The organism is Tepidiforma sp. (genome assembly GCF_026419595.1).
In the GTDB taxonomy this organism is placed as follows: Bacteria; Chloroflexota; Dehalococcoidia; order Tepidiformales; family Tepidiformaceae; genus Tepidiforma.
The window spans coordinates 12,455-37,783 of the sequence record NZ_JANZZD010000023.1; the positions used below are offsets into that span (position 1 = coordinate 12,455).

Annotated in this window: 27 protein-coding genes and 1 pseudogene; 13 read left to right on the forward strand and 15 right to left on the reverse strand. The window is 71.2% G+C overall.

Annotated elements, in window-relative coordinates:
- Positions 1–28: 28 nt before the first annotated feature.
- On the reverse strand, positions 29–1,258 hold the full coding sequence (locus tag N2041_RS11370) for an MFS transporter (RefSeq protein WP_297678702.1): 1,230 nt from the start codon (positions 1,256–1,258) through the stop codon (positions 29–31).
- Complete coding sequence (locus N2041_RS11375) at positions 1,255–1,806, reverse strand: CvpA family protein (protein WP_297678703.1); 552 nt, start codon at positions 1,804–1,806, stop codon at positions 1,255–1,257. Before N2041_RS11375 ends, N2041_RS11370 begins: the two co-directional genes overlap by 4 nt.
- 72 nt (positions 1,807–1,878) lie before the next feature.
- Between N2041_RS11375 and N2041_RS11380 the strand changes: the two genes are divergently transcribed.
- Positions 1,879–2,067 (forward strand): methytransferase partner Trm112, encoded by a 189-nt coding sequence (locus tag N2041_RS11380; protein ID WP_297678704.1) that lies wholly within the window; start codon positions 1,879–1,881, stop codon positions 2,065–2,067.
- Positions 2,057–2,341 (forward strand): hypothetical protein, encoded by a 285-nt coding sequence (locus N2041_RS11385; protein WP_297678705.1) that lies wholly within the window; start codon positions 2,057–2,059, stop codon positions 2,339–2,341. Before N2041_RS11380 ends, N2041_RS11385 begins: the two co-directional genes overlap by 11 nt.
- A gap of 96 nt (positions 2,342–2,437) precedes the next feature.
- On the opposite strand, the gene N2041_RS11390 is transcribed toward N2041_RS11385, so the two are convergent.
- Positions 2,438–2,929: an Hsp20/alpha crystallin family protein gene (locus N2041_RS11390; RefSeq protein WP_297678706.1), complete on the reverse strand. Its 492-nt coding sequence runs from the start codon at positions 2,927–2,929 to the stop codon at positions 2,438–2,440.
- A gap of 140 nt (positions 2,930–3,069) precedes the next feature.
- On the opposite strand from N2041_RS11390, the gene N2041_RS11395 reads away from it, so the two are divergent.
- The 3 genes from N2041_RS11395 (at position 3,070) to N2041_RS11405 (ending at position 7,065) form a co-directional block, all read left to right on the forward strand.
- Complete coding sequence (locus N2041_RS11395; RefSeq protein ID WP_297678707.1) at positions 3,070–4,083, forward strand: J domain-containing protein; 1,014 nt, start codon at positions 3,070–3,072, stop codon at positions 4,081–4,083.
- Between the two features lie 16 nt (positions 4,084–4,099).
- Positions 4,100–4,474, forward strand: coding sequence for a helix-turn-helix transcriptional regulator (locus tag N2041_RS11400; RefSeq protein WP_297678708.1), 375 nt, complete (start codon positions 4,100–4,102; stop codon positions 4,472–4,474).
- A gap of 95 nt (positions 4,475–4,569) precedes the next feature.
- Positions 4,570–7,065, forward strand: a complete 2,496-nt coding sequence (locus tag N2041_RS11405) for an ATP-dependent Clp protease ATP-binding subunit (RefSeq protein ID WP_367187725.1) — start codon at positions 4,570–4,572, stop codon at positions 7,063–7,065.
- Positions 7,066–7,160: 95 nt separating this feature from the next.
- Here N2041_RS11405 and N2041_RS11410 read toward each other — a convergent pair whose 3' ends face one another.
- The gene (locus N2041_RS11410) at positions 7,161–7,889 is read right to left on the reverse strand and encodes a hypothetical protein (RefSeq protein WP_297678710.1); all 729 of its coding nucleotides are present in this window, start codon (positions 7,887–7,889) and stop codon (positions 7,161–7,163) included.
- 180 nt (positions 7,890–8,069) lie between these two features.
- Between N2041_RS11410 and N2041_RS11415 the strand changes: the two genes are divergently transcribed.
- The gene (locus N2041_RS11415; RefSeq protein ID WP_297678711.1) at positions 8,070–9,248 is read left to right on the forward strand and encodes a serine hydrolase domain-containing protein; all 1,179 of its coding nucleotides are present in this window, start codon (positions 8,070–8,072) and stop codon (positions 9,246–9,248) included.
- A gap of 37 nt (positions 9,249–9,285) precedes the next feature.
- Positions 9,286–9,738: a pyridoxamine 5'-phosphate oxidase family protein gene (locus tag N2041_RS11420; protein ID WP_297678712.1), complete on the forward strand. Its 453-nt coding sequence runs from the start codon at positions 9,286–9,288 to the stop codon at positions 9,736–9,738.
- Between the two features lie 12 nt (positions 9,739–9,750).
- On the opposite strand, the gene N2041_RS11425 is transcribed toward N2041_RS11420, so the two are convergent.
- Both N2041_RS11425 and N2041_RS11430 read right to left on the reverse strand, forming a co-directional pair.
- Positions 9,751–10,791 carry an MBL fold metallo-hydrolase gene (locus tag N2041_RS11425; protein WP_297678713.1) on the reverse strand — a complete coding sequence of 347 codons (1,041 nt, stop codon included), beginning with the start codon at positions 10,789–10,791 and terminating at the stop codon, positions 9,751–9,753.
- Between the two features lie 92 nt (positions 10,792–10,883).
- Positions 10,884–11,324 (reverse strand): phage holin family protein, encoded by a 441-nt coding sequence (locus N2041_RS11430; protein ID WP_297678714.1) that lies wholly within the window; start codon positions 11,322–11,324, stop codon positions 10,884–10,886.
- 129 nt (positions 11,325–11,453) lie between these two features.
- Here N2041_RS11430 and N2041_RS11435 point away from each other — a divergent pair, with 129 nt between their 5' ends.
- Together N2041_RS11435 and N2041_RS11440 are read left to right on the forward strand one after the other, a co-directional pair.
- On the forward strand, positions 11,454–12,068 hold the full coding sequence (locus tag N2041_RS11435; protein ID WP_297678715.1) for a hypothetical protein: 615 nt from the start codon (positions 11,454–11,456) through the stop codon (positions 12,066–12,068).
- Positions 12,069–12,692, forward strand: a complete 624-nt coding sequence (locus N2041_RS11440; RefSeq protein WP_297678716.1) for a sigma-70 family RNA polymerase sigma factor — start codon at positions 12,069–12,071, stop codon at positions 12,690–12,692.
- A gap of 15 nt (positions 12,693–12,707) precedes the next feature.
- Here N2041_RS11440 and N2041_RS11445 read toward each other — a convergent pair whose 3' ends face one another.
- Genes N2041_RS11445 through N2041_RS11465 form a run of 5 tightly spaced genes read right to left on the reverse strand, consistent with a single transcriptional unit; the run spans position 12,708 to position 16,729 of the window.
- Positions 12,708–13,511 (reverse strand): DUF4388 domain-containing protein, encoded by an 804-nt coding sequence (locus N2041_RS11445; RefSeq protein ID WP_297678717.1) that lies wholly within the window; start codon positions 13,509–13,511, stop codon positions 12,708–12,710.
- A gap of 33 nt (positions 13,512–13,544) precedes the next feature.
- A complete protein-coding gene (locus tag N2041_RS11450; RefSeq protein WP_297678718.1) occupies positions 13,545–13,994 on the reverse strand; it encodes a hypothetical protein in 450 nt (149 codons plus the stop codon).
- 24 nt (positions 13,995–14,018) lie between these two features.
- Positions 14,019–15,038, reverse strand: a complete 1,020-nt coding sequence (locus N2041_RS11455; protein WP_297678719.1) for a hypothetical protein — start codon at positions 15,036–15,038, stop codon at positions 14,019–14,021.
- A 5-nt stretch (positions 15,039–15,043) separates the two neighbouring features.
- Positions 15,044–15,448: a roadblock/LC7 domain-containing protein gene (locus N2041_RS11460; protein ID WP_297678720.1), complete on the reverse strand. Its 405-nt coding sequence runs from the start codon at positions 15,446–15,448 to the stop codon at positions 15,044–15,046.
- Positions 15,449–15,484: 36 nt separating this feature from the next.
- Entirely contained in the window at positions 15,485–16,729 is a 1,245-nt protein-coding gene (locus N2041_RS11465; protein WP_297678721.1) for a HAMP domain-containing protein, read from the reverse strand.
- Between the two features lie 285 nt (positions 16,730–17,014).
- On the opposite strand from N2041_RS11465, the gene N2041_RS11470 reads away from it, so the two are divergent.
- Complete coding sequence (locus N2041_RS11470) at positions 17,015–18,193, forward strand: acyl-CoA dehydrogenase family protein (RefSeq protein WP_297678722.1); 1,179 nt, start codon at positions 17,015–17,017, stop codon at positions 18,191–18,193.
- A 193-nt stretch (positions 18,194–18,386) separates the two neighbouring features.
- Here the strand turns inward: N2041_RS11470 and N2041_RS11475 are convergent, their stop codons facing one another.
- Positions 18,387–18,914: a hypothetical protein gene (locus N2041_RS11475; protein ID WP_297678723.1), complete on the reverse strand. Its 528-nt coding sequence runs from the start codon at positions 18,912–18,914 to the stop codon at positions 18,387–18,389.
- A 50-nt stretch (positions 18,915–18,964) separates the two neighbouring features.
- Between N2041_RS11475 and N2041_RS11480 the strand changes: the two genes are divergently transcribed.
- Complete coding sequence (locus N2041_RS11480) at positions 18,965–19,852, forward strand: alpha/beta hydrolase (RefSeq protein WP_297678724.1); 888 nt, start codon at positions 18,965–18,967, stop codon at positions 19,850–19,852.
- 46 nt (positions 19,853–19,898) lie between these two features.
- Positions 19,899–20,678 (forward strand): 4-hydroxy-tetrahydrodipicolinate reductase, encoded by a 780-nt coding sequence (gene dapB, locus N2041_RS11485; protein ID WP_297678725.1) that lies wholly within the window; start codon positions 19,899–19,901, stop codon positions 20,676–20,678.
- Positions 20,679–20,681: 3 nt separating this feature from the next.
- Here dapB and N2041_RS11490 read toward each other — a convergent pair whose 3' ends face one another.
- From N2041_RS11490 to N2041_RS11500, 3 genes are all read right to left on the reverse strand, one after another.
- Positions 20,682–21,116, reverse strand: a complete 435-nt coding sequence (locus N2041_RS11490; protein WP_297678726.1) for a PilZ domain-containing protein — start codon at positions 21,114–21,116, stop codon at positions 20,682–20,684.
- Positions 21,117–21,162: 46 nt separating this feature from the next.
- Entirely contained in the window at positions 21,163–22,734 is a 1,572-nt protein-coding gene (locus N2041_RS11495) for a fatty acid--CoA ligase (RefSeq protein ID WP_297678727.1), read from the reverse strand.
- A gap of 148 nt (positions 22,735–22,882) precedes the next feature.
- The gene (locus tag N2041_RS11500; RefSeq protein WP_297678728.1) at positions 22,883–24,784 is read right to left on the reverse strand and encodes a hypothetical protein; all 1,902 of its coding nucleotides are present in this window, start codon (positions 24,782–24,784) and stop codon (positions 22,883–22,885) included.
- A 303-nt stretch (positions 24,785–25,087) separates the two neighbouring features.
- On the opposite strand from N2041_RS11500, the pseudogene N2041_RS11505 reads away from it, so the two are divergent.
- Positions 25,088–25,329, forward strand: a pseudogene (locus tag N2041_RS11505) (HNH endonuclease); the annotation flags it as partial.

The following is a 25,329-nucleotide window of genomic DNA, read 5'->3' on the forward strand; positions in this document are numbered from 1 at the left end:
TATGGCAGAGGGGCGGGCCGGCCGCGGGTCAGCCGGCGCGGACCTGCGGATCGATGCGGTAGCGGCGGAGACCGGGGAGGCGGGCGGCGACGATGGCGACGACCGCGAGGGTGCCGATGCCGCCGGAGACGACGGCGAAGGTGGCATTCGTGAGGCCGGCGACGAGGCCGGATTCGACCGCGCCGAGCTGGTTGGAGGCGCCGATGAACAGCATGTTGACGCTGGAGACGCGGCCGCGGAGGTCATCCGGGGTGGCGAGCTGGATGATCGTCTGGCGGAGGACGACGGAGACCTGGTCGGCCATGCCGATGGCGGCGTAGGTGGCGACGGAGAGATAGAAGTTGCGGGAGAGGCCGAAGAGGATGGTGCCGAGACCGAAGAGGGCGACGGTGACGAGGAGGACGCGGCCGGCGGGCCGGATGGGCGGGAGGAAAATGAGGCAAACGGACATGAGGAGCGCGCCGGCTTCGAGGGAGGCGGCGAGGATGCCGTAGCCGACGCCGCCGACGCCGAGGATGTCGGTAGCGTAGATGGGGAGGAGGGCCTGGGCGCCGCCGAAGATGACGGCGAACATGTCGAGCGTCATCGCGCCGACGATGGGCTGGCGGCGGATGACGAATTCGAGGCCTTCGCGGATGGCGGCGAGCGAGACGGCGCGGCGGGGCCCGGCGACCGGGCGGGGGCGCAGGAGCGCGGTGAGGCCGATCGCGAGCAGGACGAGAACGGCGTGGACGGCGTAGGCGGCTTCGACGCCGGCGAGCGCGATGCAGAGGCCGGCGAGCGCAGGGCCGGTGACGAAGCCGAGCGACTGGATGGTGGAGCTCACGACGATGGCGTTGGGGAACGTCTCGGGGGTGACGAGCTGAGGCAGGAGGGCCTGCCGGGCGGGGTTTTCGAACGCCGCAGCGACGGCGACGCAGAGGACGAGGGCGTAGATGAGCGGCGCGCTCACGGCGCCGCCGGCGGTCGCCGCGAAGAGCGTCGCGGAAGCCGCGGCGGGCACGGCGAGGGCCGCCATGACGATGACTTTGCGGTTGCGCGAATCGGCGACGGCGCCGCCGACGAGGGTGAGGCCGAGGGAGGGGAGGAACCGGGCGAGGCCGATGAAGGCGAGCTGGAACGCGGAGCCGGTGAGCTGGTAGACGTGGTAGAGGATGGCGGCGTTGAGGAGCGTCATCGCCACGGCGGCGGCGAGACGGGCGGCGGCGTACGCCGCGAACGACGGCTGGCGGAGCGCGGCGAGGGGGTCGTGGGTCACGGGGCGGGGGTCGGCGCGGGGCCGGCGGCCTCGTCGATGGCGTCGGCGGCCTTGCGGAAGAGTTCGACGCCGGTTTCGAACGTGCGGGGGAGGAAGGCGAGGGTGAGGGGCGCGGCATCGAGGAGGGCGCGGGCGGTGCGGGAGCCCTGGATGTCGTCGCGGAGGTCGGGGCTCGGGTAGCGAACGATGACGATGAGGATGGCCTGGGCGACGAGGGCCGCCTTGAGGAAGCCGAAGAGACCGCCGGCGAGGCGGTCGAGGCCGCCGAGGTTGAGCATCTCGGCGGTGCGCTTGAGGAGGTGGGCGGCGACGTTCCCGCCGATGATGACGCCGGCCATGATGGCGAGGAAGGAGACGACCGCGGAGAGGTCTTCGTTGTCGATGATGGGGTCGACCTTGGGGAACATGCGGGAGTAGAGGGCGCCGGCCAGGGGGATCGCGAGGATGACGGAGACGAGAATGACGAGCTCGCGGATGAAGCCGTTGGCGTAGCCGCGCCAGGCGGAGAGGGCGATGGCGGCGAAGAGGAGGAGGTCGAGCCAGTTCACGCCAGCGTATGGTCGGCGACGGGGGCCAAATGCGCCAAGGCGCACAGGCGGGCGGCGGGGTAGGATGTGGACATGGAACGGCTGCTGCTGGAGATTTTGTGCTGCCCCGTCTGCCGGGGCGAGCTGGAGCTGCGGGACGCGGAGGAGGCGGAGGGGGAGATCGTGGCGGGGACGCTCGTCTGCCTCGGGTGCGGGGAGCGCTACCCGATCACGGACGGCATCCCGAACATGCTGCCGCCGGACCAGCGGCATGGCGGCTGAGGAGATGAGCGGGGCGCCCGGCGCGGAGGCCTGCGACCATGAGGAGGCGCGGGAGCCGCTGCTGACGGTCGGCGGGCCGGCGCTGCTGTGGCGGGGTGCCGCGCTCGGCGGCCTCGCGGCGGTGCTGGCCGCGGGCGCGGTGAAGCTGGTGAAGGCGTCGGTGCTGCTGGCGCCCGGGGCGGCCGTGCTGGGGCTGGGGGCGGTGCTGGCCGGCTGGGCGGCGCTGGTGCACCTGACCGGCGGCGAGCGGTTCGACGACGGCGGCTGCGACTGAGCTGCGCCCGGGCGGCGCGGCGCCGGGTGCGCGGGCGCATGGAAACGGCCCCGGTCGATGACCGGGGCCGTGCTGCCGGTTCCCCTCAGCGGGTGATCAGTCGTTGGAGACGGCCTGGCCTTCGACGACGCCCTGCGGCGTGATCTTGATCGAGCGGGCGCGGGCCTCGGGCTTCTTGGGAAGGACGAGGCGGAGCATGCCGTGCTCGAAGCTGGCGCTGGCCTTCTCGGCGTCGACGGTGGGCGGGAGGCGGAGCTGCCGCTGGAAGCTGCCGTAGCGGATTTCGCGGCGGAGGTAGTTCTCCTCGTTCGCCTCCTCCTTGTGGCTGAACTCGCCCTTGATGGTCAGGACGTCGTCTTCGACGGAGATGTCGACGTCCTTCGGGTCGACGCCGGGGACGGCGGCCTTGATGACGAAGGAATCGGGCTGCTCGATGACGTCGAGGGCGAGGCTGATGGGGCCGAGGTCTTCACTGCCGTTGCGGAAGGCCGGGAAGCGGCCGAAGGACTGCTCGAAGAGGCGGTCCATGAGGTTCCGCATGGCGGTGATTTCCGCGGCGGGATCCCAGCGAGTGAGCGCGTTGGCCATCGGTGCACCTCCTTGGCTGTCGTGGTTTCGACCTTATTCTGGAAAGCCCGCACCACGCTGTCAAGAGGTTTGAGCCCGGCGTTATCAGACTTTTCGTCAAAATCTTGCAAAGGCGGGCGCCGCGCGGTATGCTCAGGGGCATGGCGAAGGACTTCTATGAGGTGCTCGGCGTCAGCCGGACCGCCACGGAGAAGGAGATCAAGGCGGCCTACCGGAAGCTCGCCCGGAAGTACCACCCGGACGTGAACCCGGGGGACAAGGCGGCCGAAGCGCGCTTCAAGGAGATCAACCAGGCGTTCGAGGTCCTCTCGGACCCGGAGAAGCGGAAGAAGTACGACCGCTGGGGCGACCAGTGGGAGCTGGCCGACCAGTTCGAGGCGGCGGGGGCGCGGCCGGGCGGCAGCCCGTTCGGGCGGACCGGCGGCGCGCCGTTCGGCCGGGAGAACGGGGGCGGCGACCCGTTCGGCGATTTCGGGTCGATCTTCGAGACACTGTTCCGGCGGGAGCGGGGCGGGCCGCGGGGCGCGGGCGCCAACCGCCGCGGGCAGGATGTCGAGACGCCGGTAGAAATCAGCCTCGAGGAGGCGTTCCACGGGACGACGCGGACGCTGAACCTGCAGACGCCGGAGGTCTGCCGCACGTGCGGCGGGACCGGGGAGATCGCGGGCGCGCTCTGCCACGCCTGCGAAGGCATGGGCACGGCGATGAAGCTGCGGCGGCTCGAAGTGCGCATCCCGCCCGGCGTGAAGACGGGCTCGCGGGTGCGGATCGCGGGCGAAGGCCGGCCGGGTATCGGCAGCGGCGCGCCGGGCGACCTCTACCTGCTGGTGACGGTGCTGCCGCATGCGCGCTTCGAGCGGAAGGGCGACGACCTCTACGAGGAGGTCGACGTGCCGGTCATCGATGCCGTCCTCGGCGGCGAGGTGACGGTGCCGACGATCGACGGGCGGGTGGCGCTGCGCATCCCGGAGCTGACGCAGAACGGGAAGCAGTTCCGGCTCTCGGGGAAAGGGATGCCGGTGCTCGGCCAGGCGGGCAAGCGGGGCGACCTGTACGTGAAGGTGCGGGCCGTGCTGCCGGACCGGCTGAGCGCGGAAGAGCGGAAGCACTGGGAGGCGCTGCGGGAGCTGCGCGGCGCCGGGGTTCGCCCCTGAGGGAAGGAGGTGACCGATGACGCAGGACGAGAAGAACGGCACGGGCCTCCCGATCGACGATGACGAGCCGATGTACGTCATCTCCATCGCGGCGCGGCTGGTGGGGATGCACCAGCAGACGCTGCGGTACTACGAGAAGGTTGGCCTCATCCGCCCGAAGCGGACGGGCGGGAACATCCGGATGTATTCGAACGCGGACATCCAGCGGATCCGGACGGCGCAGCGGCTGATCGATGAGCTGGGCGTGAATCTCGCAGGGGTGGACATCATCCTGCGGATGAACGAGCAGATTCGGCGGCTGCAGGCCGAGCTGGAAGCGACGCGGGCGGAGCTGGACCGGCTGCGGGCGACGCGGCTGCCGGCACCGTACCGGAACGGGCCCGCCTCCTAGGCGGAGCCAGCGATTGGCGGGCGTGGAACCAGGGAACACGACGAGCGGCGCCCGGCACCCTGGGCAATCGAGCGAACGAGGAGTAACGAAAGATGATGCGACAGGACAGGTTCACGGAGCAGGCGCAGGAGGTGCTGGCGGCCTCGCAGGAGCTGGTGCGGCAGAAGCGGAACAGCCAGTGGTCGGTGCCCCACGTCCTCTGGGCGCTGGTGAACCACAAGGGCGGGCTGGCGGAGCAGGTGCTGCAGAAGCTGAACGTGGATACGCGCCGGCTGAAGGAGCGGGTCGCGCGGGCGGTCGATGCGCTGCCGACGCTGGCCTACGACGTGGTGCAGATTTACACGACGCCGGAAGTCGTGCGGATGCTGGAGGTGGCGAACGCCGAGGCGGAGCGGCTGAAGGATGAGTACGTGGGCGTGGAGCACCTGCTCATCGCCATCGCCGACAACGAAGAGAGCGGCGCGACCCGGCTGCTCGCGGAGTTCGGCGTCACGAAGGAAGGCATCTACCGGGCGCTGCAGGATATCCGGGGGAAGCAGCGGGTGACGAGCCAGACGGCGGAGAGCCGCTACCAATCGCTGGAGAAGTACTCGACGGACCTGACGGAGCTGGCGCGGCAGGGGAAGCTGGACCCGGTCATCGGCCGGGAGGCGGAGATCCGCCGGGTGATGCAGATCCTCAACCGGCGGACGAAGAACAACCCGGTGATCATCGGCGAGGCGGGCGTCGGCAAGACGGCGATCGTCGAGGGGCTGGCGCAGCGGATCGTCGCCGGCGACGTGCCGGAGAACCTGCAGGGGAAGCGGCTGCTGGCGCTGGATATGGGCGCGCTGGTGGCGGGCTCGAAGTTCCGCGGCGAGTTCGAGGAGCGGCTGAAGGCCGTGATGGACGAGGTGAAGCAGGCCGAGGGGCAGGTGATCCTGTTCATCGATGAGCTGCATACCGTGATGGGCGCCGGCGGGGCGGAGGGCGCCATCGACGCCTCGAACCTGATGAAGCCGGCACTGGCCCGCGGCGAGCTGCACGTCATCGGCGCGACGACGCTCGATGAGTACCGCGAGCGGATCGAAAAGGACCCGGCGCTCGAGCGGCGGTTCGCGCCGGTCTACGTGGAGGAGCCGAGCATCGAGGACACGGTCGCAATCCTGAAGGGGCTGCGGCCGAAATACGAAGCGCACCACAAGGTGGAGATCACGGACGACGCGATCGAGGCGGCGGCGCGGCTCTCCGCGCGGTACATCACGGAGCGGCGGCTGCCGGACAAGGCGATCGACCTGATCGACGAAGCGGCGAGCAAGCACGTCATCGAAGCGCAGTCGCTGCCGGATGAGCTGCGCGACCTGCAGGAGCAGCTGGAGGAGCTGGCACTGGAGACGGAGGCGGCCGTCCAGCGGGAGGACTACGAAGCGGCGGCCCGGATCAAGCAGCGGATCCTGCAGCTGCAGGACGAGTACCAGCGGCGGAAGGCCGCGTGGGAAGCGGAGCACCCGGAGATGGACCGCCGCGTGACGGCCGAGGACATCGCGAAGCTCGTGGCGGAGATGACGGGCATCCCGGTCTCGAAGCTGGAGGAGACGGAGCAGGAGAAGCTGCTCCACATGGAGGAGTTCCTGCACCAGCGGGTCATCGGGCAGGACCGCGCCATCAAGGCGGTTTCGGATGCGATCCGCCGGGCGCGGGCCGGGCTGAAGGACCCGAAGCGGCCGATCGGTTCGTTCATCTTCCTCGGGCCGACGGGCGTCGGGAAGACGGAGCTGGCGAAGGCGCTGGCCGAATACCTCTTCGACACCGAGGACGCGATGGTGCGCATCGACATGTCGGAGTACCAGGAGCGGCACTCGGTGAGCCGGCTGATCGGCGCGCCGCCGGGCTACGTCGGCTACGAGGAGGGCGGCGCGCTGACGGAGGCGGTCCGGCGGCGGCCGTACCGGGTAATCCTGTTCGACGAGATCGAGAAGGCACACCCGGACGTGTTCAACACGCTGCTGCAGGTGCTGGACGACGGCCGGCTGACGGACGGCCAGGGCCGGACGGTGGACTTCCGGAACACGGTCATCATCATGACGAGCAACCTGGGCACGAGCGCGCAGGAGCGGGCGACGTTCGGGTTCACGGTGCGGTCGGATGAGATGAGCGAGCAGGAGATCCTGCAGGGCTCGGTGGAGAAGGCGCTGCGGGAGTTCTTCCGGCCGGAGTTCCTGAACCGGATCGACGAGATCATCGTGTTCGAGCCGCTGACGCAGGAGCAGCTGACGCAGATCGTGGACCTGCTGGCGAACGAGGTGCGGAAGCGCCTGGCGGAGCGGCGGATCGACTTCGAGCTGACGCCGGCGGCGAAGGCGGAGCTGGTGCGCGAGGGGTACGACCCGGTGTATGGCGCGCGGCCGCTGCGGCGGACGGTCCAGCGGCGGCTGGAGAACGAACTGGCGCGGCGGATCCTGGCCGGCGAGTTCCGCGAAGGGCAGAAGGTGGTCGTCGACTTCGCGGACGGCGAGTTCCGGTTCACGGCGGTCGAAGCGGCGCCGGCTGGCCCGGCCGGCCGCGGCAGCGACGGCGACGTCGTCGAGGGCGAAGTCATCGAAGCGGTCTGAGGCCGCCCGAGGTTCCCGGCATCGGCTGCAAGGAGGGGGTTCCCCGGGCGGGGAACCCCCTTTCACGATCGTCGGCGCGCGGAGACGCCGGGCGGCTACTGGACCGGGTAGGGCGGTTCGAAGAGCTTGCTGTCGACGCTCTTGGAGAAGTCCTTCAGCTCCATCTTGAGGCCGTCGCCCTCGACGAGGGTGACGACGGGGTCGCTCTTGGCGACGCAGAGGGTGGTGGTGCCGGGCTGGGTCTTGAGGGAGGTTTCCCAGCAGCGCGAATCGATGCCGTTGACCTTCCGGTCGGCGACTTTCTTGTAGGTGGCCTGGGTGTCGACGTCATCGGCGATGTCGCGCGGGTCGAGCATGTTGCCGCCCGTGCTGGACTTCGTGCAGGTGCCGGTCGTGCCGACTTTGAAGCAGGTGTAGGAATCCTTGCCATCGTAGATGAAGATGAACTGGTTGCCTTCGATGGAGCCGGCCGCGTACTGCTTCGGCGGGTCCTGGACCATCTTGAGTTCAGTCTGCTGACCATCGGTCGTCATGGCGTAGGTGGCGGTGTACTTGAGCTTCTGCATCTGCTCGGAGACTTTCTTGAGCTCGGCGGGCAGGTCATCGCTGCCGCCGCCGGAATCGGCGGCTTTGGTGGGGGTGGCGCCGGAGGCTTTCGTGGGGCTGGAGCCGGCAGGCGCGGTCGCGTCGCCGCTGCCGCCGGAGGGCGCGGTGGCGGATGCGCCGCCGCTGTCGTCTTTGCCGCTGCAGGCGGCGGCGAGGAGGGCGGCTGCGAGGCCGATGCTGAAGAAGGCGAGCGACGGCTTTTTGAGGGTTTCGAACATCGATGCTCCTTCGCGGCAGGGTGCCGCACGGTGATTGTCGGCGGCACCATGCAATGGAGAAGTCCCCGGGATGCAATCTTTCCGTTTCGCCGTGCGGCTGCGCGGCGGCGGGAGTTTCGAAGCCGGTTCGGGAGGCGTAGAGTTCGCGGCACACGAACTCCACGATGCGAGGGAACGGCGATGGTGAACGAGGCGCTGAACGAGAAGGTGCACGCGCTGCTGCTGGAGCAGATTGCGCGCGGGACGCAGCTGGGGACGCAGGTCTGCGCGTACCTGGGCGGCGAGAAGATCGTCGATACGTGGGCGGGGCAGATGGGGCCGCGCGACCCGCGGCCAGTGGGACCGGACACGCTGTTCAGCAGCTTTTCGACGACGAAAGGGGTGGCGGCGACGGCGCTCCACATCCTCGCTGACCGGGGCGTCATCGAGTACGAGCAGCCGGTGGCGCGCTACTGGGAAGCGTTCGGGCAGCAGGGGAAGGAGCGGGTGACGGTGGCGCAGGCGATGAGCCACCAGGCGGGGCTCCACGCGATGCCGATGACGCCGGAGGGGGCGGCGCCGCTGCTGGAGTGGGAGAACGGGCTGCGGTACATCGAGGAGGGAGTGCCCGCATGGGCGCCGGGGACGGCGACGGGCTACCACGCCATCACCTACGGGTGGATCGCCGGCGGCATCATCCAGCACGCGGACGGGCGGCACATCCAGCAGGTGCTGGCGGAGGAGATTGCGGCGCCGCTGGGGCTCGAAGGCGAAATGTACATCGGCATCCCGGAGGGGGTGGAAGACCGGCTCGCGACGCTGCTGACGGCGGAGGAGCAGGCGGCGGCCGCCGGCCAGGGCCAGCAGCAGGGCCGGGCGGCGATGTTCCAGGTGCCGCCGGACCACGACTTCTTCAAGGCGATGCCGCCGCGGCTGGGGTGGAACTTCAACGACATGCGGGTGCGGCGCGCCTGCCTGCCGGCGGCGAACGGGCACTTCACGGCGCGGGCGCTGGCGAAGATGTATGCGGCGCTGGCGAACGGCGGCGTCGTCGACGGGGTGCGGCTCGTCTCGAAGGAGCGCATCCCGCTGATGAGCGCGATCCAGGTGGAGGAGCCGGACCGGGTGATCATGATGCCGCTGCCGAAGAGCATCGGCTTCTTCAACGGCGGAAAGGTGGCGGGCCAGCACGGGGCGACGGGGCCGCGCAAGACGGCCTTCGGGCACCCGGGCGCGGGCGGGTCGATCGCGTTCGCGGACCCGGAGGTGGGGCTCGCCGTGGCGGTCACCATCAACAAGATGCAGTCGACGCTGCAGGCCGAGGGGCCGACGTTCGAGATTTGTGAGCTCATCCGGCAGGAGCTGGGCCTGAACGGCTGACTGGCCCGCGGCGCCGCGGGACGGCAGGATCGGGGGCATGGGGACGCGGCCGCTGACGCCGGCGGAGGTGGAGCTCGTGCTCGCAAAGGAGCGCGTGGTGCGCGTGGCGTTCTTCGGCGCCGACGGGCACTTCCTCGTGCCGATGTTCTACGCCTGGGCGGATGGCGTGCTCTGCGGGCTGACGACGCCCGGCCGCAAGGTGGAGATGGGGCGGGCGAACGGCCGGGTGGCGTTCCAGGTCGACAGCACGGCGACGACGGGGCCGTGGGAGTGGGCCTCGGTCTCGGGGCACGGGCAGTGGGTGGAGGTCGCGGACCCGCTGGAGTTCGGGGAGTTCGCGGCGGCGTTCTACCGGCGGCTGGCGGATGCGCCGGCCTGGGCCGTGACGGCGCTCGAGGAGCGGTTCGGCCAGCGCGGAGTGGTGGGCTGGCGAATCGTCCCGGAGGAGCTTTCGGGGCGGGCGCACGGCCCGGAGGAGGACGAGGGGTAGGCGGACGGGCCCCTACACCGGCAGCCAGTAGAGCTGCTTGCCGCGCATGACCTTGGCGAGGCGGCCGAGCTCGAAGAGGTATTCGAGGTGGGCAAGGGTTTCGCCGACCGCGGCGCGCTGCATCCAGGGTTCGAACTCTTCGAGCTTGCCGGTGGCCCACTTCACGCGGCCGGCGACCTCCCACGCGGTGGAGCCGCCGCGGTCGACGCAGGCGAGCATCTCGTCGAGCCGGATTTCGTGGTGGTCTTTGATCTCGCGGATGCGCTTCTGGAGGTCGGTGATTTCGAACTCGTGGGCCGGGAGGACGAGCTTCACGTCGAGGTCGACGAGGGCTTCGAGGGAGCGCATGTAGTCGCCGAGGGGGCTGCCGTGGGTCTGGGCGTGGATGGACACGTTGGGGGTGATGGTGGGGAGGATGTGGTCGCCGGTGAGGAGGATTTTGCGGTTGGGTTCGTAGAGGCAGACGTGGCCGGGGGAGTGGCCGGGGGTCCAGATGACTTCGAAGTCGAAGTCGCCGACTTTGAAGGTTTCGCCGCCCTTGAGCTGGGTATCGGGCGGGACGGCGGCGACGGCGCCGAGCATGCCCATGGAGCCCTGCGCCATCTGGGGGGTGGCCATGGGCGGGACGCCGTTCATCTCCATGAAGCGGGCCATCTCATCGGTGAGGGCGCGGGGCGCGAAGTAGCGGGTGGCGATGACCTCGGCGTCCTTTTCGTGGACGGCGACGTCGCAGGAGGAGAGCTGCTTGAGGCGGCCGGCCATGCCGTAGTGGTCGGGGTGGATGTGGGTGATGACGAGGCGCTGGATGTCGGAGGGATGGCTGCCGTGCTCGCGCATCCCTTCTTCGAGCGCCTGGTAGGCGGAATCGGTATTCCAGCCGCAATCGACGAGGACGACATCACCGCCGTCCTTCAGGAGGTAGGGGAGGACGTAGGGGAGGCCCTTCGTGACGCGGGGGTGCTCCTGGAGCTGGCGGCGGAGGGCCTTCGCGTCCTCGATGGTGAACTGCGGGAAGGGGGTGAGGAGCTGGTAGATGCCGTCGATGATGCGCATGCGGGTGCCCCGGGGGTGCTCGCCGCCCGGCGGGTCGGCGGCGAGGTCATCCTACGCAGGTGATTCGCGCGAGGCAAAAGGATGGGGGCGGCTCAATCGAAGCGGCGGGCGACGCGGCCGGGGTTGATGAAGCGGGTCAGGAGGAAGCTGACGATGCTGATGAGGATGGCGCCGAAGAAGGCGCTCCAGAAGCCGTCGATGGCGAAGGCGATGCCGTCGAATTTGCCGGCGATCCAGGCGGTGAGGGCGAGGAGGGCGGTATTGATGAGGATGAGGAGGAGGCCGAGCGAGAGGACGATGCCGGGGAGCGCGCTGATGACGAGGAGCGGCTTCAAGTAGGCGTTCAGGAGGCCGAGGATGAGGGCGACGGCGAGCGTGCTGCCGAAGCCCTCGAGCCGGATGCCGGGAACGAGGGCGGCAGCGACCCAGACGGCGGCGGCGGTGACGAGCCAGCGGACGATGAAGGCGGCGATGCGGCCGGCGGTGGAGGGCTCGCGGCTGGAGCTGCCGACGACGACGAAGGTGGTGGGCATGGGGGTAGTAGAGCACAGGCGGGGAGTTTTTGGGAGAGGCTGACACCTTTCGGCCGGGCGGCCCGATGTATCCTGTGAGGCCGGCCGCGGGCCGGCTCCAGGTTCGGCCGATGGTGGGCCGGTGGGACGATGGCTGACGAGATCGGAGACCGCATCGAAGCCGCGCTCAGCGGGAGCGCCCCGGCAGACCGCGAGACGGCGGAGCTCGCCGCGCTGGCGCGCGCCGTGAGCGGGTTGCGCGTGCCCGGCCCGGACCGGGAGGCGATGGACCGGATGCGGGCGCGGTTCGAGGAGCGGACGCGGCGGCGGCGCGGCCCGCTCGCCTGGCTGCTCGGCTGGGCGGGCATCGGGAGCGAGCGGCGGCCGCTCGTGCAGCGGCTCGCGGCGGGGGCGGTGCTGCTCGCCGCCGCGGCTGGCGGCGCGACGGCGGCGGGGGTGGATACGCCGGCGGCCATCCGCGGCGCGGGGGAGTTCGTGGTGAACGCGGTGCGGAACCTGTCGCCGCGGGAGGGCGGCGGCGGGAGCGGGGCGGGAGCGGCGACGCCGACTGCGACCGCGACACCCACGCCGGGCGGCGCTTCGCCGACCCCGGCCACGCCGACCCCGGCCACGCCGACCCCGGCGACGACGCCAGCACCAACCGGGACGGCGGCTCCGACGGCGACGGCCGGGCCAGCGGGCTCGCCGACGCCGGACGACGACGATGACGACGACCCGGAACCCGACCTGGACGAGGATGACTGAGTGACGGCGCTCGCGCTGCGCTGGGGCGGCCTCGGGCTGGCGCTCGCGTCGGCGCCGCGGCGGGCGGAGGCGGACGATGCCGCGCCCGACGGCAGCGCTTCGGCCGGGCTGATCGAACGGCTGCGGCGGCGGGAGCCGGGCGCGTGGCGGGTGCTCTTCGAGCAGGAGATGCCGGCCATCTACCGGTACGCGTATTCGCGGGTGCCCTCGGCGGAGGACGCGGAGGACCTGGCGTCGCTCATCTTCGAGCAGGCGTGGCGGAGCGCGGAGCACCTGGAGGACCGCGGGCTGCCGCCGCGGGCCTGGCTGTTCGGGATTGCGCGGCACGTGGTGACGGAGCACCGGCGGCGGCTGTTCCGGGCGCCGCCGGCGGTGGCGCTGGAGGCGTTCGATACCCCGGATGCGGGGCTCGAAGGGCACGCGGAGCAGGTGGCGCTGGCGAAGGCGGTGGCGCAGCTGCCCCGGGCGGATGGCGAGGTGGTGACGCTGCGCTTCCTGCACGGGCTTTCGCTGGCCGAGACGGCGGCCGCGATGGGCGTGACGGTGGACGCGGTGAAGGCCCGCCAGGGGCGGGCCCTCAGGAAGCTGCGGGAGCTGCTGGGCGAGGAGTTCGCGCTGCGGTAGCGGCGGCGCGCCGGGTCAGGCGGCCTGGCCGCGGAGCATGGCGAGCATCGTCTGCTGGAACTTCACGCGCTTTTCGGGGTCGGTGATCTCGGCGCTGATCGCCTCGGCGAGGCGGGCGATGCCGTCGCGGGGGAAGTCCTGGCGGGTGTGGCCCATGGCGTCGAGGCAGTCGTCGATGATGATCTCGGCGAGGGGGCCGACGGCGGCCGCCACAGCAGCGTGGAGCGCCTGGAAGAACTGCGGCCCGGCCAGAGCGCGCGCGGCGGGCGCGAGCTGCTGGGGCTTTTCGAGGTCGACGAGGCCGGCGAGCTTGAGGCGGTAGAGGCGGCGCATCGCTTCGAAGTCGTCGACGCCGAGGGCTGCGGCGAGGGCGGCGGCGGTGCGGGCGCCATCGAGGAGGGCGATGACCTCCCAGTCGGCGGCGTCGATGGTGATGGTGGGCCCGGGGGCTTTGCGGGCGAGGCGGGGGACGACGTCCATGGAGGGGACGACGCGGCGGATGGCCTCGCGCTCGCTGGCGACGCGGGCGGCCTCGGCGAGGAGCTGGTCGAGGGTGCGGGTGATGGTGCGTTCGGGGGCTTCTTCGCCGGGGATGAAGCGGAAGTGGCCGTTGGGCCAGGTGACGAGGCGGGCGACGGCGGGTTCGCCCCAATCGCCAGCGGCCTCGGCATGGACGAGGTGGCCGCGGTGGAGGTAGATGTCGCCGAGGTCGAGGCCGGAGGAGAGCTCGAGGCGGCCGGTCTGACCCCCGGCGGCGAGCATCTTGAGCAGGTCGATGAGGGGAAGCTGGGCGAGGCTGCCGGTGAGTCCTTCAGGCATGGGTGTCCTCCCTGGGGCGCGGGCTGGGGCGGGCTACTGGCTGCGCTGGGCGATGACGTTCCAGCTGAGCCAGGAGCCGGGGTCGAGGGCGGTGCGGTTGACGAGCTGAGCGCGCTCGGAGCGGTGCTTCTGGAGGCGCTTCTGGGCGGCCGGGTCCTTTTTCCAGGCGGCGGTGACGACGTCGGCCGTCATGCGGACGATGGCCATGTCGACGGCGGGCTGGGCGATGACGAAGAGGACGGCATCGCCGATGTCCTGGGCGAGGAGGCGCCACGAGTCGTAGGTGAGGTCGATGCGGCTGGCCTGGAAGCCGGCGGCGTGCAGGGCGACGAAGGCGCGGCCGATTTCGCGGCCGATGGTGTTCATGGTGACGGTCGCGAGGACCGCGGGGTCGGAGCTCACGATGACGTCGCCGCGGTTATCGCAGAGGAAGGCGCCTTCGACGGCGGGAAGTGCGGTGAGTTGCTCGATCTCGCGCTCCATGGCTGCACCCCCTGGCGGGCCTCGTCAGGCGACGAACTCCTGGAACTCCTCCCGGAGACCGAACCGGTCGATGACGGCGGCGTGCCGTTCGCTGATGCCTTCGAGGGCGGCGCGGACGCGGGTTTCGAGGTCGGCGCGCTTGAGCTGGAAGGCGAGGCGGGAGACGGTATCGCCGAGGCAGTCTCCGAGGGCTTTGCTGAAATCTTCGGGCAGCGGGCCATGGAACTCGATGGTCCCGCCGGTGTATGCGAATTCGGCGGCGAAGGGATCGAGGAACGGGTAGGTAGCGGCGCGGTTGACGAGCGTCTCTTTGAAGGCGAGGGCGAAGCGGCCGGGCTTCGAGACGCCGTCGACGTACTGTTCGACGCGCTGGAGGACGTCGCTCCAGAAGGCGAGGAGGTCCTGGCGGTAGGATTCGGCCTGGGGCGCCTGGCGGGGGAGGCCGATGGCGGCCGGGGCGCTGGCTTCGATGTAGACGTTGAAGGTGCCGCCGGCGGAGTTGACGGCGGCGACGATGGCGTTGAGGGCGTCCTGGCCGGACATCATGGGGACGCGCGGGGCGGCGAAAACGGATTCGATCGGTTCGCCGTCCTGGAGGTAGATGACGCCCACGCCGGCGTCGCCGGTGACGTGGACTTCGACGTAGCCGGTGATGGCATCGGTGCGGAGCTTGGCGATCAGGCGGTCGAGGCTGGTGAAGGCGCTCGTGAGGTCTTTGTAGAGGGGGCGGCTGTCCATGAGCCGGTTGACGAGGAGGACGACATCCGGGAAGGCGGTCGAGACGGTGATGGTGCCGTCGCGGCCGGGGGCGCGCTCGGCGATGCTGCGGATGGCGGCGGGGCCGCTGACGAGGTCGGGCCCGGCGGAGACGACGCCGTTGAGGATTTCGCCTTCGGAGAGGATGAGGGTGCCGGTGTAGCCGGGGAAGGCGACCTCGACGTAGCCGGTGAGCTTGCGGGCCCGGCAATCTTCGAGGAGGGCATCGAAGGCCGTGAACGCGGTGTTGAGGTTGCTGTAGATGATGCGGTCGCGCGGGAACATCATGGCGGTCAACTCCTGGCGGGCGGCGTGGCGCCGAATCGGCGGATGACGGGCTGGAGGGCGGCGGCGATGGCCTGGCCCCGGCCCGGGGCGTGCGTGATGCAGAGGTAGGCGCCCTGCAGGGGAAGGATGGCGGCCTCGACGGGGCCGCCGGAGATGGCGGCCTGGAGGAAGCGGCTGCCGGCGAGCTGGCGGCCCATGCCGCGGAGGTCGCCGTCGGTCGGGAGGGCCTCGGCGCGGAGGGCGACGAAGCTGGCCAGGGCGGCGGCGCGGGCAGGGTCGGGCTCGTTGACGGCGGCGAGGGGCTGGCCCTCCGGGCCGCAGACGGTGACGCTGCGGACGCCTTCGACGTGGCGGACGGCCTGGGCGATGCGGCTGGCGGTTTCGCGGCTGAGCGGTTCGGCGGGCTGCATGGCCGGTCACCTTCCCTCGTTCGGCTGGGCGCGGCCTCAGGCGGCCTGCTGGCGGCGCTGGCGGAGCCGCTCGATGGCCGCGCGGAGGCTCGTCTGCATGCGGCGGAGCGACTCGGCGAGGCGGCCGATTTCGTTGTCGGATTCGACGTCGATGCGGGCATCGAGTTCGCCGAGGGAGATGCGGTCGGCGACTTCGGCGAGGTGGCGGACCGGCCGCGTGATGCTCATCGAGATGACGACGGCGAGGAGGAGCGCCAGGGCGACGCCGGCGACGGCCGCGCCGCCGAACATGTAGAACTGCTGGCGGGCGTCGGCGGCGCGCTGGTCGAATTCGCGGTTGAGGGTCTCCTGGGCGGCGGCGAGGAGCTGGTTGGAGGTGTCGATGGCGCTGCCGCCCATGTAGAAGAAGCCCTCGGCGGCGGTGTTGGAGAGGTTGCCGCTGACGAGGACCTGGTTGCGGGTCATGTCGAAGAACGTGGAGCGGGCGGTGCCGGCGCGGCGGACGGCGGGGTCGAGGGTCTCGTTGAAGGTGCGGTTCTCGCTCATGGCCACCTGGAGCTGGCGGTCGAGGCTCTCGGCGTACTCGCTGGCGATGGCGAGCTGGGCGGAGAGGAACATCTTCTGGGCGTCGGTGGCCGTCAGGTTCGCGCGGGTGAGGAGCGTTTCGGTGCCGGTCGCGCGGATGAGGGAGAGCGATTCCGTCAGCCGCGGGAGCGATTCGGTGAGGGCGGCGATGACGGCGCGGGTATCGAGGTCCGGGTCGAGGACGAGTTCGGAGCGGGTGGCGACGGTCGAGAGGAGGGGGAAGATGCCCTCCTGGATGAGGCGGGTGTGGGCCGCGTTGGCGGTCTCGGCCGAGCTGGTGGATTCCTTGACGGTCGTCCATTCCTTGTTGAGGAAGGCGACGAGATCCTTCGTGCCGAAGCGGCCGCCGTAGCGGGAGTCCATCTCGTTGATGGCGGCGAGGGCGTTCTCGGCGGCGCGCTCGGACTGCTTCATGGTTTCGACGGAGTTGACGTCGCCGGCGAGGACGCGGAGGGCGAGGCCGCGGTGGAGCTGGACTTCGCGGAGGAAGGGGATGACGGTGGAGATGTACTCGAGGCCGTCGCGCTCTTTTTCGGCCTGCTGCTGGGTCTCGCGCTGGGCGAAGAACTGGACGGCGAGCAGGGCGAGGATGGGAACCGCCATGACGGCCACGATGAGGCCGAGCTTGTTGGCGATGTTCATGTTGCTGATGGCCGAGAAGCCGGGCAGGTGCGGACGACGCATGGTGCTCTCCATCGAGTCCCCAATCCTGGGGGCGTGATCGGGAATGCGATCGGGGAGACGGCCGCTCAGGGGGATGCGGCGATCCCTTCTCGTTTCCAAGTTCGACTCGGTTCTTCCACGCAAAAGGGGATCCCGGGTAGCTGTTCGCGGCGGCGCGGCGCAGGAGGGGGCGGCGAGGTTGCCGGCGGGTTACGGCGCGGACGGCGCGCGAAACCGGGAAGCCGGGAGCGCGGGTGGGGTACACTCTGGGGCCGCCGGGGCGGGGCAGACCCCCGGCGCGCATGCGAGGAGGCGACGATGGATTTCCGGCTCTCCCCCGAGACCGAGGCCTGGCGGCAGGAGCTGCGGGCATTCCTGAAGGCGGAGCTGCCGCCGGACTTCGAGGGCGACGACGACTTCTTCGATGCGGAGGCGGCGATCCCGTTCGCGCGGGCGTTCATGCGGAAGCTGGGCGCGCGGCGGTGGCTGGCGCCGGCCTGGCCGGAGCGGTACGGCGGGATGGGCGCGACCGCCATCGAGCAGTTCATCCTCAACGAGGAGCTGGCGTACCACCGCGCGCCGGCGGGCGGACGGCTGTTCACGATCGGGATCGTGGGGCCGACGCTGCTCGTCCACGGGACGGAGGAGCAGAAAGCGGAGTTCCTCCCGAAGATGGCCTCGGGCGAGGAGTGGTACTGCCAGGGCTTCAGCGAGCCGGAGAGCGGCTCGGACCTCGCGAGCCTCCAGACACGCGCGGTGCGGGAGGGCGACGATTACGTCATCAACGGGCAGAAAGTCTGGGCTTCGAATGCGCACGCAGCGGACCGGATGCTGCTGCTGGCGCGGACGGACCCGGAGCGGCCGAAGCACAAGGGGATCAGCGCGTTCCTCGTGGACATGCGGTCGCCGGGCATCACGGTGCAGGGCATCGACAACATGGCGTACCGGCACGACTTCAACCGGGTGTTCTTCGAGGACGTCCGGGTGCCGGCGAAGAACCTGCTTGGCGGGGAGCACAACGGCTGGTACGTGGCGACGACGACGCTCGATTTCGAACGGTCGAACATCGCAGCGATCTCGGGGGCGCGGCGGACGGTGCACGACCTCGTGCGGTGGGCGAAGGAGCGGCACCCGGGAGGCCGGCCGTGGGACCGGCCGGCGGTCCGGGCGAAGCTGGCGGACCTCGTCGTGAAGGCGGAGGTGGGGCGGCTGGTCGCCTTCCGGACGGCCTGGCTGCAGGCGAAGGGAGAGGTGCCGAACTACGAAGCGAGCATCGGCAAGATCTGGATGGCGATGCTCGGCGTGGAGGTGGCGAACGCCGGGCTGGGGCTGCTCGGGGCCTACGGGGCGCTGAAGCCGGGTTCGCCGTGGGCGCAGCTGCGGGGCCGGGTCGCGACGAGCTACCTGCTGGCGGTGGCCGGCCCGGTGGGCGGCGGGACGGCGGAGATTCAGCGGAACATCATCGCGCAGCGGGGGCTCGGGCTGCCGCGGGGGTGAGGGGGGCGGCGGGAGGCGGGAAGCGGGAACCGGGAGGCGGGAAGCGGGAGCCGGGAACCGGGAGGCGGGAAGCGGGAGGCGGGAGACGGGAACCGGGAGACGGGAGACGGGAGACGGGAGACGGGAGACGGGAGACGGGAGACGGGAGAGAGGATAACCTCCAACCTCCAACCTCCAACCTCCAACCTCCTCCCTAGCCCTCCCGGCGGTACTCCTCGACCATGCGGCGGCGGCGTTCGAGGACATCGGCGAGGGTTTCGCCGAGGGCGGATTCGAGGCGGGCGATGCGCTCGCGGTCGCGGTCGGCCCAGCGGAGGAGGTAGCGCTCGAGGGTGACCGGTTCGCCGGCGAGGCGGCCGGCGCGGGCGAGGTGGCGAGGTTCGAGCGAGCGGACGATGGCGAGGGTGGACTGCCGGTGGAGGGCGAAATCGGCGAGCAGGTGCTCTTTGCGGTCGCGGCTGCGGTGGCGTTCGCGGAGCCAGGCCGCGCGGTCGAGTTCGTGCAGCTCGGGTGCGGGTTCGGCGAGGAGCCGTTCGAGGCCCGGCCGGAGGGCGAGCACCTCCTCATCGCGGAACCAGGCAAGCCAGAGGCGGGGCGACCAGCCCTCCCGGTCGAGGTCGTCGAGCCGGTCGTCGCCGGCCTCGGCGACGAGGTGGGCGAGCACCGTGGGGGTGCTGGCGAGGGCGGCGAGGGCATCGGCGACGGGCGGCGGGAGGCTCATGAGGAGAGGGTAGCAGGAACGGGAGCGGGCGCCGGGCTAGACTGTTCGGTATGGACGAAGGGTTTCGAACGGACGCGCCCCGGGCGTTCCGCGTCGCCGGCGACGGGGTGGAGCTGCAGGCGTACGAGTGGCCCGGCGAGGGGCCGACGGTGTTCTTCGCGCACGCGACGGGCTTCCACGCGCGCTGCTGGGACGCGGTCATCCGGCGGCTGCCGCGAATCCGGGCCGTCGCCGTCGACATGCGGGGCCACGGGCTGAGCGACCGGCCGGAGCCGCCCTACCGGTGGTCGCACTTCGGGCGCGACGTGGCGGCGGCGGCGCGGGCGCTCGGGCTCGAGGGCGCGCTCGGCGTCGGGCATTCGAAGGGCGGCCACGCGCTGGTGCGGGCGGCGGCGCTCGAGCGGGGCGCGTTCGGCGCGCTGCTGCTGGTGGACCCGGTCATCGGGCCGCGCGGCTTCCGGCGGGAGATGGCGGAGGATGAGCACTTCGCAGCCCGGCGGCGGAACGAATGGGCCTCACCGGAGGAGATGTTCGAGCGGTTCCGCGGGCGGGAGCCGTTTTCGCGGTGGGACCCGGAGGTGCTGCGCGACTACTGCGCGTACGGGCTCGTGCCGAACCCGGCGGGCGAGGGGTACGTGCTGGCCTGCCCGCCGCGGATCGAGGCGGCGGTGTATGCAGGCGCGTATGCGGACCCGGAGGGTGACGACGTGTACCTCGCCATCGAAGCGGTGCGGGTGCCGGTCCGGGTGCTGCGGGCGCGGCAGCGGGCGGAGGATGCGCCGATGGACATGAGCGGTTCGCCGACGGCGCCGGACCTCGCGCGGCACTTCGCGCAGGGAGAGGATGTGCCGGTGCCGCAGTATTCGCATTTCATCCCGATGGAGGACCCGGGGTTCGTGGCGGCGCAGGTGCGGGAAATGCTCGCGAAGCTGGCGTAACCCGGCGGGGGCGGCCCGGATGGCGCGGGGAGGCTACAATCCGGGCGTGACCGAGCTTTCTGTGGTGATCAGCGGGACGGGCCGGATGGGCCGGCAGGTGGCCGCGGCGGTGCTCGCCGAGCCGGGGATGACGCCGGCGGCGTACATCGACGGGCTTTCGGAACGGGGCGCGATGGACGGCATCCCGGTGTTCCGGGAGGCCGGCGCGGGGCTCGATGAGGCGAAGCCGCACGTCGTGGTCGATTTCACGAACGCGGCGTGGACGCCGGTCATCGCGAAGGCGGCGCTGGAGCGGGGCATCCCGATGGTGATCGGGACGACGGGGCTGCCGGCGGAGTTCATGGGGTGGCTGGAGCGGGAAGCGGCGGCGCGGGGCGTGGGCGTGGTGGTGGCGGCGAACTTCGCCATCAGCGCGGTCCTGATGATGCACTTCGCGAAGCAGGCGGCGCGCTTCTTCGATTCGGCGGAGATCATCGAGCTGCACCACGACGGGAAGGTGGACAGCCCCTCGGGCACGGCGAAGGCGACGGCGGAGGGGATGGTGGCGGCGCGGGGGCGGCCGTTCGAACACCGGGTGCCGGAGACGGAGACCGTCCCCGGCGCGCGGGGGGCGGAGCTGGGCGGGGTGGCGATCCACGCCGTGCGGCTGCCGGGGCTGGTCGCGCACCAGGAGGTCATCTTCGGGGGCCTGGGGCAGGTGCTGACCATCCGGCAGGACAGCCTCGGGCGCGATTCGTTCATGCCGGGCGTGCTGCTGGCGATCCGCGAGGTGGTGGGGCGGAAGGGCCTGGTGGTGGGGCTGGAGCGGCTGCTCGGGCTCGAATGACGGTCAGACCCCGGGCGGGCCGCGGTGGCCGTACGCCTCGGCGGTGTGCAGGCCGAGGCGTTCGCGGGCGAGGGCGGACTGGCGGGCGTTGAAGCGGCGGCGGAGGACGGCGACGACGCGGGCGACCTCCCGGCAGGCCGGGTCCTCGGGGCTGGCGCAGAAGCGGAGCCGGATGATCCAGCCGCCGAAGGGGTCGGCGTCGACCGTCACGAGTTCGGCCGGGACGGCGAGGGCCGCGGTGCCATCGGGGCCGCGCAGTTCGAGGACGAGGTCGTGGACGGCCGCGGGGCGCCGGTCCGCGAGGAGCGCGGCGCCGCGGACGGAGATATCGAGCAGCGAGCCGGCAGCCACGGGGCGGCCGGCCGCGAGCAGCCGGTAAGGCAGGCTGGCCGGGATGCGCGCGACCGCGCGCCGGGCCGCGCCGTCGGAGCGTTCCATATCGACATGATCGTCAGCGAAACTCCCGGGCTGAAGGTCCGGGGCGTCAGTTCACCTGCCGCTCGCGGCCCTGCCAGTAGGGGGCCCGGAGTTCGCGTTTGAGGATCTTGCCGGAGGGGTTCCGGGGGAGCGCCTCGGCGAAGTCGATGGACTTCGGCACCTTGTAGCCGGCGATGCGTTCGCGGGCGAAGGCGATGAGCTCCTCAGGCGTGACCTCGGCGCCGGGCTTCTTGACGACGATGGCTTTCACGGCTTCGCCCCACTTTTCATCGGGGACGCCGATGACGGCGACGTCGGCGACGGCGGGATGGCCGAAGAGGGCGGATTCGACCTCGGCCGGGTACACGTTCTCGCCGCCGGAGACGATCATGTCCTTCACCCGGTCGTGGATGTAGAGGTAGCCGTCTTCGTCGAGGTAGCCCGCGTCGCCGGTGTAGAACCAGCCGTTGCGGATGGCTTTCGCGGTTTCTTCGGGGAGGTTCCAGTAGCCCTTCATCACCTGCTTCGTGCGGCAGATGATTTCGCCGACCTGGCCGACGGGGACGTCGTTGCCCTCGGCATCGACGACGCGGATTTCGACGCCGGCGATGGGGCGGCCGCAGGAGCGCATGCGCTTGTTGCCGTTCGGGTCGTGGTCCTCGGGCGGGAGGTAGGTGACGGCGCCGGTGGTCTCGGTGAGGCCGTAGAGCTGGGCGAAATCGCACTTGAAGGTGGCGATGGAGTTCCGGAGGAGGTCGAGCGGGATGGGCGACGCGCCGTAGGCGATGAACTTGAGGGTGGAGAAGTCGGTCTCCTGCACGCCGGGCGTCTGGAGGAGGAAGAGGAGGACGGCGGGGACGAAGAGGGCGCGGGTGACGCCGTACTGGGGGATGACCTTCAGGATCTCGGGCGGGATGACGTCGCGGAGGATGATGTCCTTCGCGCCGGCGTAGAGGCCGACGATGCCCCAGCCGCTGCCGGCGATGTGGAAGAGCGGCATGCAGACGAGGTTGACGTCGTCGGTGGACCAGCGGGGGCCCCATTCGCGGGTGGCGCCGGGGAGGAGGGCGAAGAAGTTGCCGTTGGTGAGCTGGGCGCCTTTCGGGTGGCCGGTGGTGCCGGAGGTGTACATCTGGATGGCGACATCGTCCTCGGCGACGGGGACGCGGGGGTCCTCGGCGGGCTGGGCGTCGCGCCAGTCGGGGTAGTAGTCCCAGCCGTCGTGGGGCGCATCGATGGCGATGACCTTTTTCACGGTGCGGAGTTCGGGGAGCACCTTTTCGATGACGGGGAAGAAGTCCTGGCCGACGAAGACGACCTCGGCCATGGCGTCGTTGATGACGTAGGCGACTTCGGGCGGAGCGAGGCGCCAGTTGACGGCGACCATGACGTCGTTGGCCTTGGCGGCGCCGAAGAGGACTTCGAAGAAGCGGTCGGAGTTCTTATCGAGGTAGGCGATGCGGGCCTGGGGCTGGAGGCCGGCGGCGATGAGGCCGTTGGCGACGCGGGAGGCCCGCTCATCGAGCTCGCGGTAGGTGGTTTCGCGGCCCTGGTAGACGAGGGCGACGGCGTTGGGCCGCTCGGCGGCGTGGACGCGGGTGATATCGGCGAAGCTGGCGATGTCGATGTTCGCGGTCACGGCGGTGCTCCGGGGAAGCTGCTGGCACGCGATCCTGCCACCCTGCTGGCCGGTTAGCAAGGATACGCACGGCGAAACCGTCCGGGGCGCGGCGGGCCGCCCCGCGGGGAGGCGGGGCGGCCCGGGAGGAAGCGCGGGGGCCGTGAGGTCAGGCGCGGCGGCGGGCGAGGGCGAGGAGGCCGAGGCCGCTGCCGAGGGCGGCGAGGCCGGCGAGGGCGAGGAGCGCCCCGAGCGGCTCACCGCTGGCCGGGCCGGTGCCGGTGGCGGGCGGGCGGGGCGTCGGGCCGAGGATGCCGCCGCTCACGCTCGTCACGGAGGGGCTGGGCGTGGCCGGGGCCGGGGTGGCCGGGGCGGGCGACGGCGAGGGCGAGGGCGTGGCGGTCGGGTTCTCGATCGGCGCGGGCGGCGCCGGGGTCGCCGGCGGCGTCGGCATCGCGAACTCCGGCGGCTGGCAGCGCGGGTCCGCCGGGTCCACGCACGGCGGGTCGAACTCCCGGATGTTCAGGAACTCCACCGTCGCCACGCTCCCCCCTTCCTGCGGCTGCACCTGCTGGCTCACGAACTGCGGCACCCACCCCGGCTGCACTACCTCCGTCACCGTGTAGCTGCACCCGATGGCCGGCGGCAGGCCCGGGAATTCGACCACACCGTTCGCGTCCGTCGTACCGGCGAGCGGACCGACGTCGCAGCCCGTGAGCGTGAACTGCCAGCCCGCGCCCGGCGACGTGAAGCCGATCACGCTCAGCGTCTTCACCACCCGGACGGTGACGGGTTCGACGGGAGCCGCGGGGGCGGCGGCCGGGGTCGGGCTGGGGGTGGCCGTGGGGGTCGGGGTTTCCGTGGGGGGCGGGCTGGGCGTTTCGGTCGGCGCTGGGGTCGAGGTTGCGGTCGGGCTTGCGGTCGGTGCCGGGGTCGGGGTTTCGGTTGGCGCCGGAGTTGGCGTGTCGGTCGGTGCCGGGGTCGGGGTTTCGGTCGGCGCCGGAGTGGGTGTTTCGGTCGGTGCCGGGGTAGGCGTTTCCGTGGGCGCGAGACTCGGGGTCTCGGTTGGCGCCGGAGTGGGTGTCTCGGTCGGCGTTGGAGTCGGTGTTTCGGTTGGTGCCGGGGTGGGCGTTTCCGTGGGCGCGGGACTCGGGGTCTCGGTTGGTGCCGGAGTGGGTGTCTCGGTCGGCGTTGGAGTCGGGGTTTCGGTTGGCGTTGGAGTCGGGGTTTCGGTTGGTGTTGGGGTGGGCGTTTCGGTGGGCGGCGGAGTCGCGGATTCGTAGCGGACCAGCAGGCAGAGGACGGTGCGCTGCCCGGCCGTCACCTGGGCCGTGGGAGACGAAGCGGAGTAGCTCGAGGCAGCCGCGGGGCATTCGGGGCCCGCGCCGTAGGAGCCGCCCGCCCAGCCGGTGACGCTCCAGCCGGGTTCGAGCGCGGGCGGGCCGACCGTGTACGCGCCGGGTGCGAGGCCCAGCGGTGCGCCGAACCCGTTCAGGGGCGCCGTCCAGCCGGGCGGGCTCGTCGTTGCGTGCGTGAGGGCGCCGGAGAACGCGGGCGTCCCCGGCGGCGCCGCCGAGGCGGGATCGAGCCGCGCGCCGACGATGAGGACGCCGCCCGTGAAGGTATTGCGGATGCAGATCTTGGCGTTGCCGTTGCCCTGGCTGACCGAGTTGATGGCCGGGTTGATGGAGGTGTTCGTGGCGAAGCCGGACGTTCCGCAGGCTGTGGTGAAAGAGACGGACTTGTAGCCGCCGAGGGTCCAGCCGGACCACGCGGGGAGCGGGTCTTCGACGACGGTGTGGACGAGGTTGATGGGGACGGTGACGTCGCGGGTGCGGCTCGAGGTGGTGAGCGACCAGGCTGCGGTTTGCCCGCTTGCGGGGACGTTCGAGATGGTGCCGGTGAAGGTGCTCTCCGGGGCGATGCCGAAGGAGTCGACGATGACCTTTTCGATGCGGATGGTGCGGGTGGCGGTCTGCGCGCCGGCGAGGGTGAGGACCGCGCCGAGGGCGAGGGCCAGCGCACAGGGGAGAACGAGGATGACGCGGCGCAGGGAGGTATGGGGTGCCACGGGCGCACTCCGGGTGAGGTCCGCTCACGAGCCGGTCCGCCGCTCACGACCGAGTCACCATGCCCACCTGCGGGGCGCCTGCCCGGAAGCGGCGGGATTGTGGGCGGGGCCGGGGAGGGGTGTCAAGGGGGTGGGGGAAAATTGTTGGAGTTGGGAGGCGAAAGCGGGGAGTGGAAGGGGCGCGCGTCGCGCTTGCCAGGGGCCTGGGCCCTGGTATCCTGGGCGGCCGGCATGCGTCCTGGGGATATCGTGTCTCACGCGGAGATGTGTCAGGCGGAGCAAACGGGGATGCTCCAACAGGGCATGCACTACCGCGAGCCGCCGAACCACGGCGTGATCCTCATGTCGCTTCGCCCCGGAGCTCCCTACGCTGACGCGGTCGACATCGATGGGAGCATTTGGTACGAGGGTCACGACGCGCCGCGCGGGCCGAACAACCCCAACCCGAAGGGAGTGGACCAGCCCAGGGTGATCGGGAAGCGACTCACGGAAAACGGCAAATTCGCCGAGGCCGTCGAACGGTTCAGGCGGGGAGAGCGTCCACC

Bases quoted from the DNA above. Each gene is read 5' to 3' on its own strand.
- N2041_RS11390 (WP_297678706.1), bottom strand. From the start codon at position 2,929: ATGGCCAACGCGCTCACTCGCTGGGATCCCGCCGCGGAAATCACCGCC.
- N2041_RS11425 (WP_297678713.1), bottom strand. From the start codon at position 10,791: ATGCGCATCATCGACGGCATCTACCAGCTCCTCACCCCCTTCCCGCAG.
- N2041_RS11395 (WP_297678707.1), top strand. From the start codon at position 3,070: ATGGCGAAGGACTTCTATGAGGTGCTCGGCGTCAGCCGGACCGCCACG.
- N2041_RS11435 (WP_297678715.1), top strand. From the start codon at position 11,454: ATGGCTGACGAGATCGGAGACCGCATCGAAGCCGCGCTCAGCGGGAGC.
- N2041_RS11420 (WP_297678712.1), top strand. From the start codon at position 9,286: ATGGGGACGCGGCCGCTGACGCCGGCGGAGGTGGAGCTCGTGCTCGCA.
- N2041_RS11445 (WP_297678717.1), bottom strand. From the start codon at position 13,511: ATGCCTGAAGGACTCACCGGCAGCCTCGCCCAGCTTCCCCTCATCGAC.
- N2041_RS11380 (WP_297678704.1), top strand. From the start codon at position 1,879: ATGGAACGGCTGCTGCTGGAGATTTTGTGCTGCCCCGTCTGCCGGGGC.
- N2041_RS11405 (WP_367187725.1), top strand. From the start codon at position 4,570: ATGCGACAGGACAGGTTCACGGAGCAGGCGCAGGAGGTGCTGGCGGCC.
- N2041_RS11450 (WP_297678718.1), bottom strand. From the start codon at position 13,994: ATGGAGCGCGAGATCGAGCAACTCACCGCACTTCCCGCCGTCGAAGGC.
- N2041_RS11400 (WP_297678708.1), top strand. From the start codon at position 4,100: ATGACGCAGGACGAGAAGAACGGCACGGGCCTCCCGATCGACGATGAC.
- N2041_RS11470 (WP_297678722.1), top strand. From the start codon at position 17,015: ATGGATTTCCGGCTCTCCCCCGAGACCGAGGCCTGGCGGCAGGAGCTG.
- N2041_RS11460 (WP_297678720.1), bottom strand. From the start codon at position 15,448: ATGCAGCCCGCCGAACCGCTCAGCCGCGAAACCGCCAGCCGCATCGCC.
- N2041_RS11415 (WP_297678711.1), top strand. From the start codon at position 8,070: ATGGTGAACGAGGCGCTGAACGAGAAGGTGCACGCGCTGCTGCTGGAG.
- N2041_RS11465 (WP_297678721.1), bottom strand. From the start codon at position 16,729: ATGGAGAGCACCATGCGTCGTCCGCACCTGCCCGGCTTCTCGGCCATC.
- N2041_RS11455 (WP_297678719.1), bottom strand. From the start codon at position 15,038: ATGATGTTCCCGCGCGACCGCATCATCTACAGCAACCTCAACACCGCG.
- N2041_RS11385 (WP_297678705.1), top strand. From the start codon at position 2,057: ATGGCGGCTGAGGAGATGAGCGGGGCGCCCGGCGCGGAGGCCTGCGAC.
- N2041_RS11410 (WP_297678710.1), bottom strand. From the start codon at position 7,889: ATGTTCGAAACCCTCAAAAAGCCGTCGCTCGCCTTCTTCAGCATCGGC.
- N2041_RS11475 (WP_297678723.1), bottom strand. From the start codon at position 18,914: ATGAGCCTCCCGCCGCCCGTCGCCGATGCCCTCGCCGCCCTCGCCAGC.
- N2041_RS11490 (WP_297678726.1), bottom strand. From the start codon at position 21,116: ATGGAACGCTCCGACGGCGCGGCCCGGCGCGCGGTCGCGCGCATCCCG.
- N2041_RS11430 (WP_297678714.1), bottom strand. From the start codon at position 11,324: ATGCCCACCACCTTCGTCGTCGTCGGCAGCTCCAGCCGCGAGCCCTCC.
- N2041_RS11480 (WP_297678724.1), top strand. From the start codon at position 18,965: ATGGACGAAGGGTTTCGAACGGACGCGCCCCGGGCGTTCCGCGTCGCC.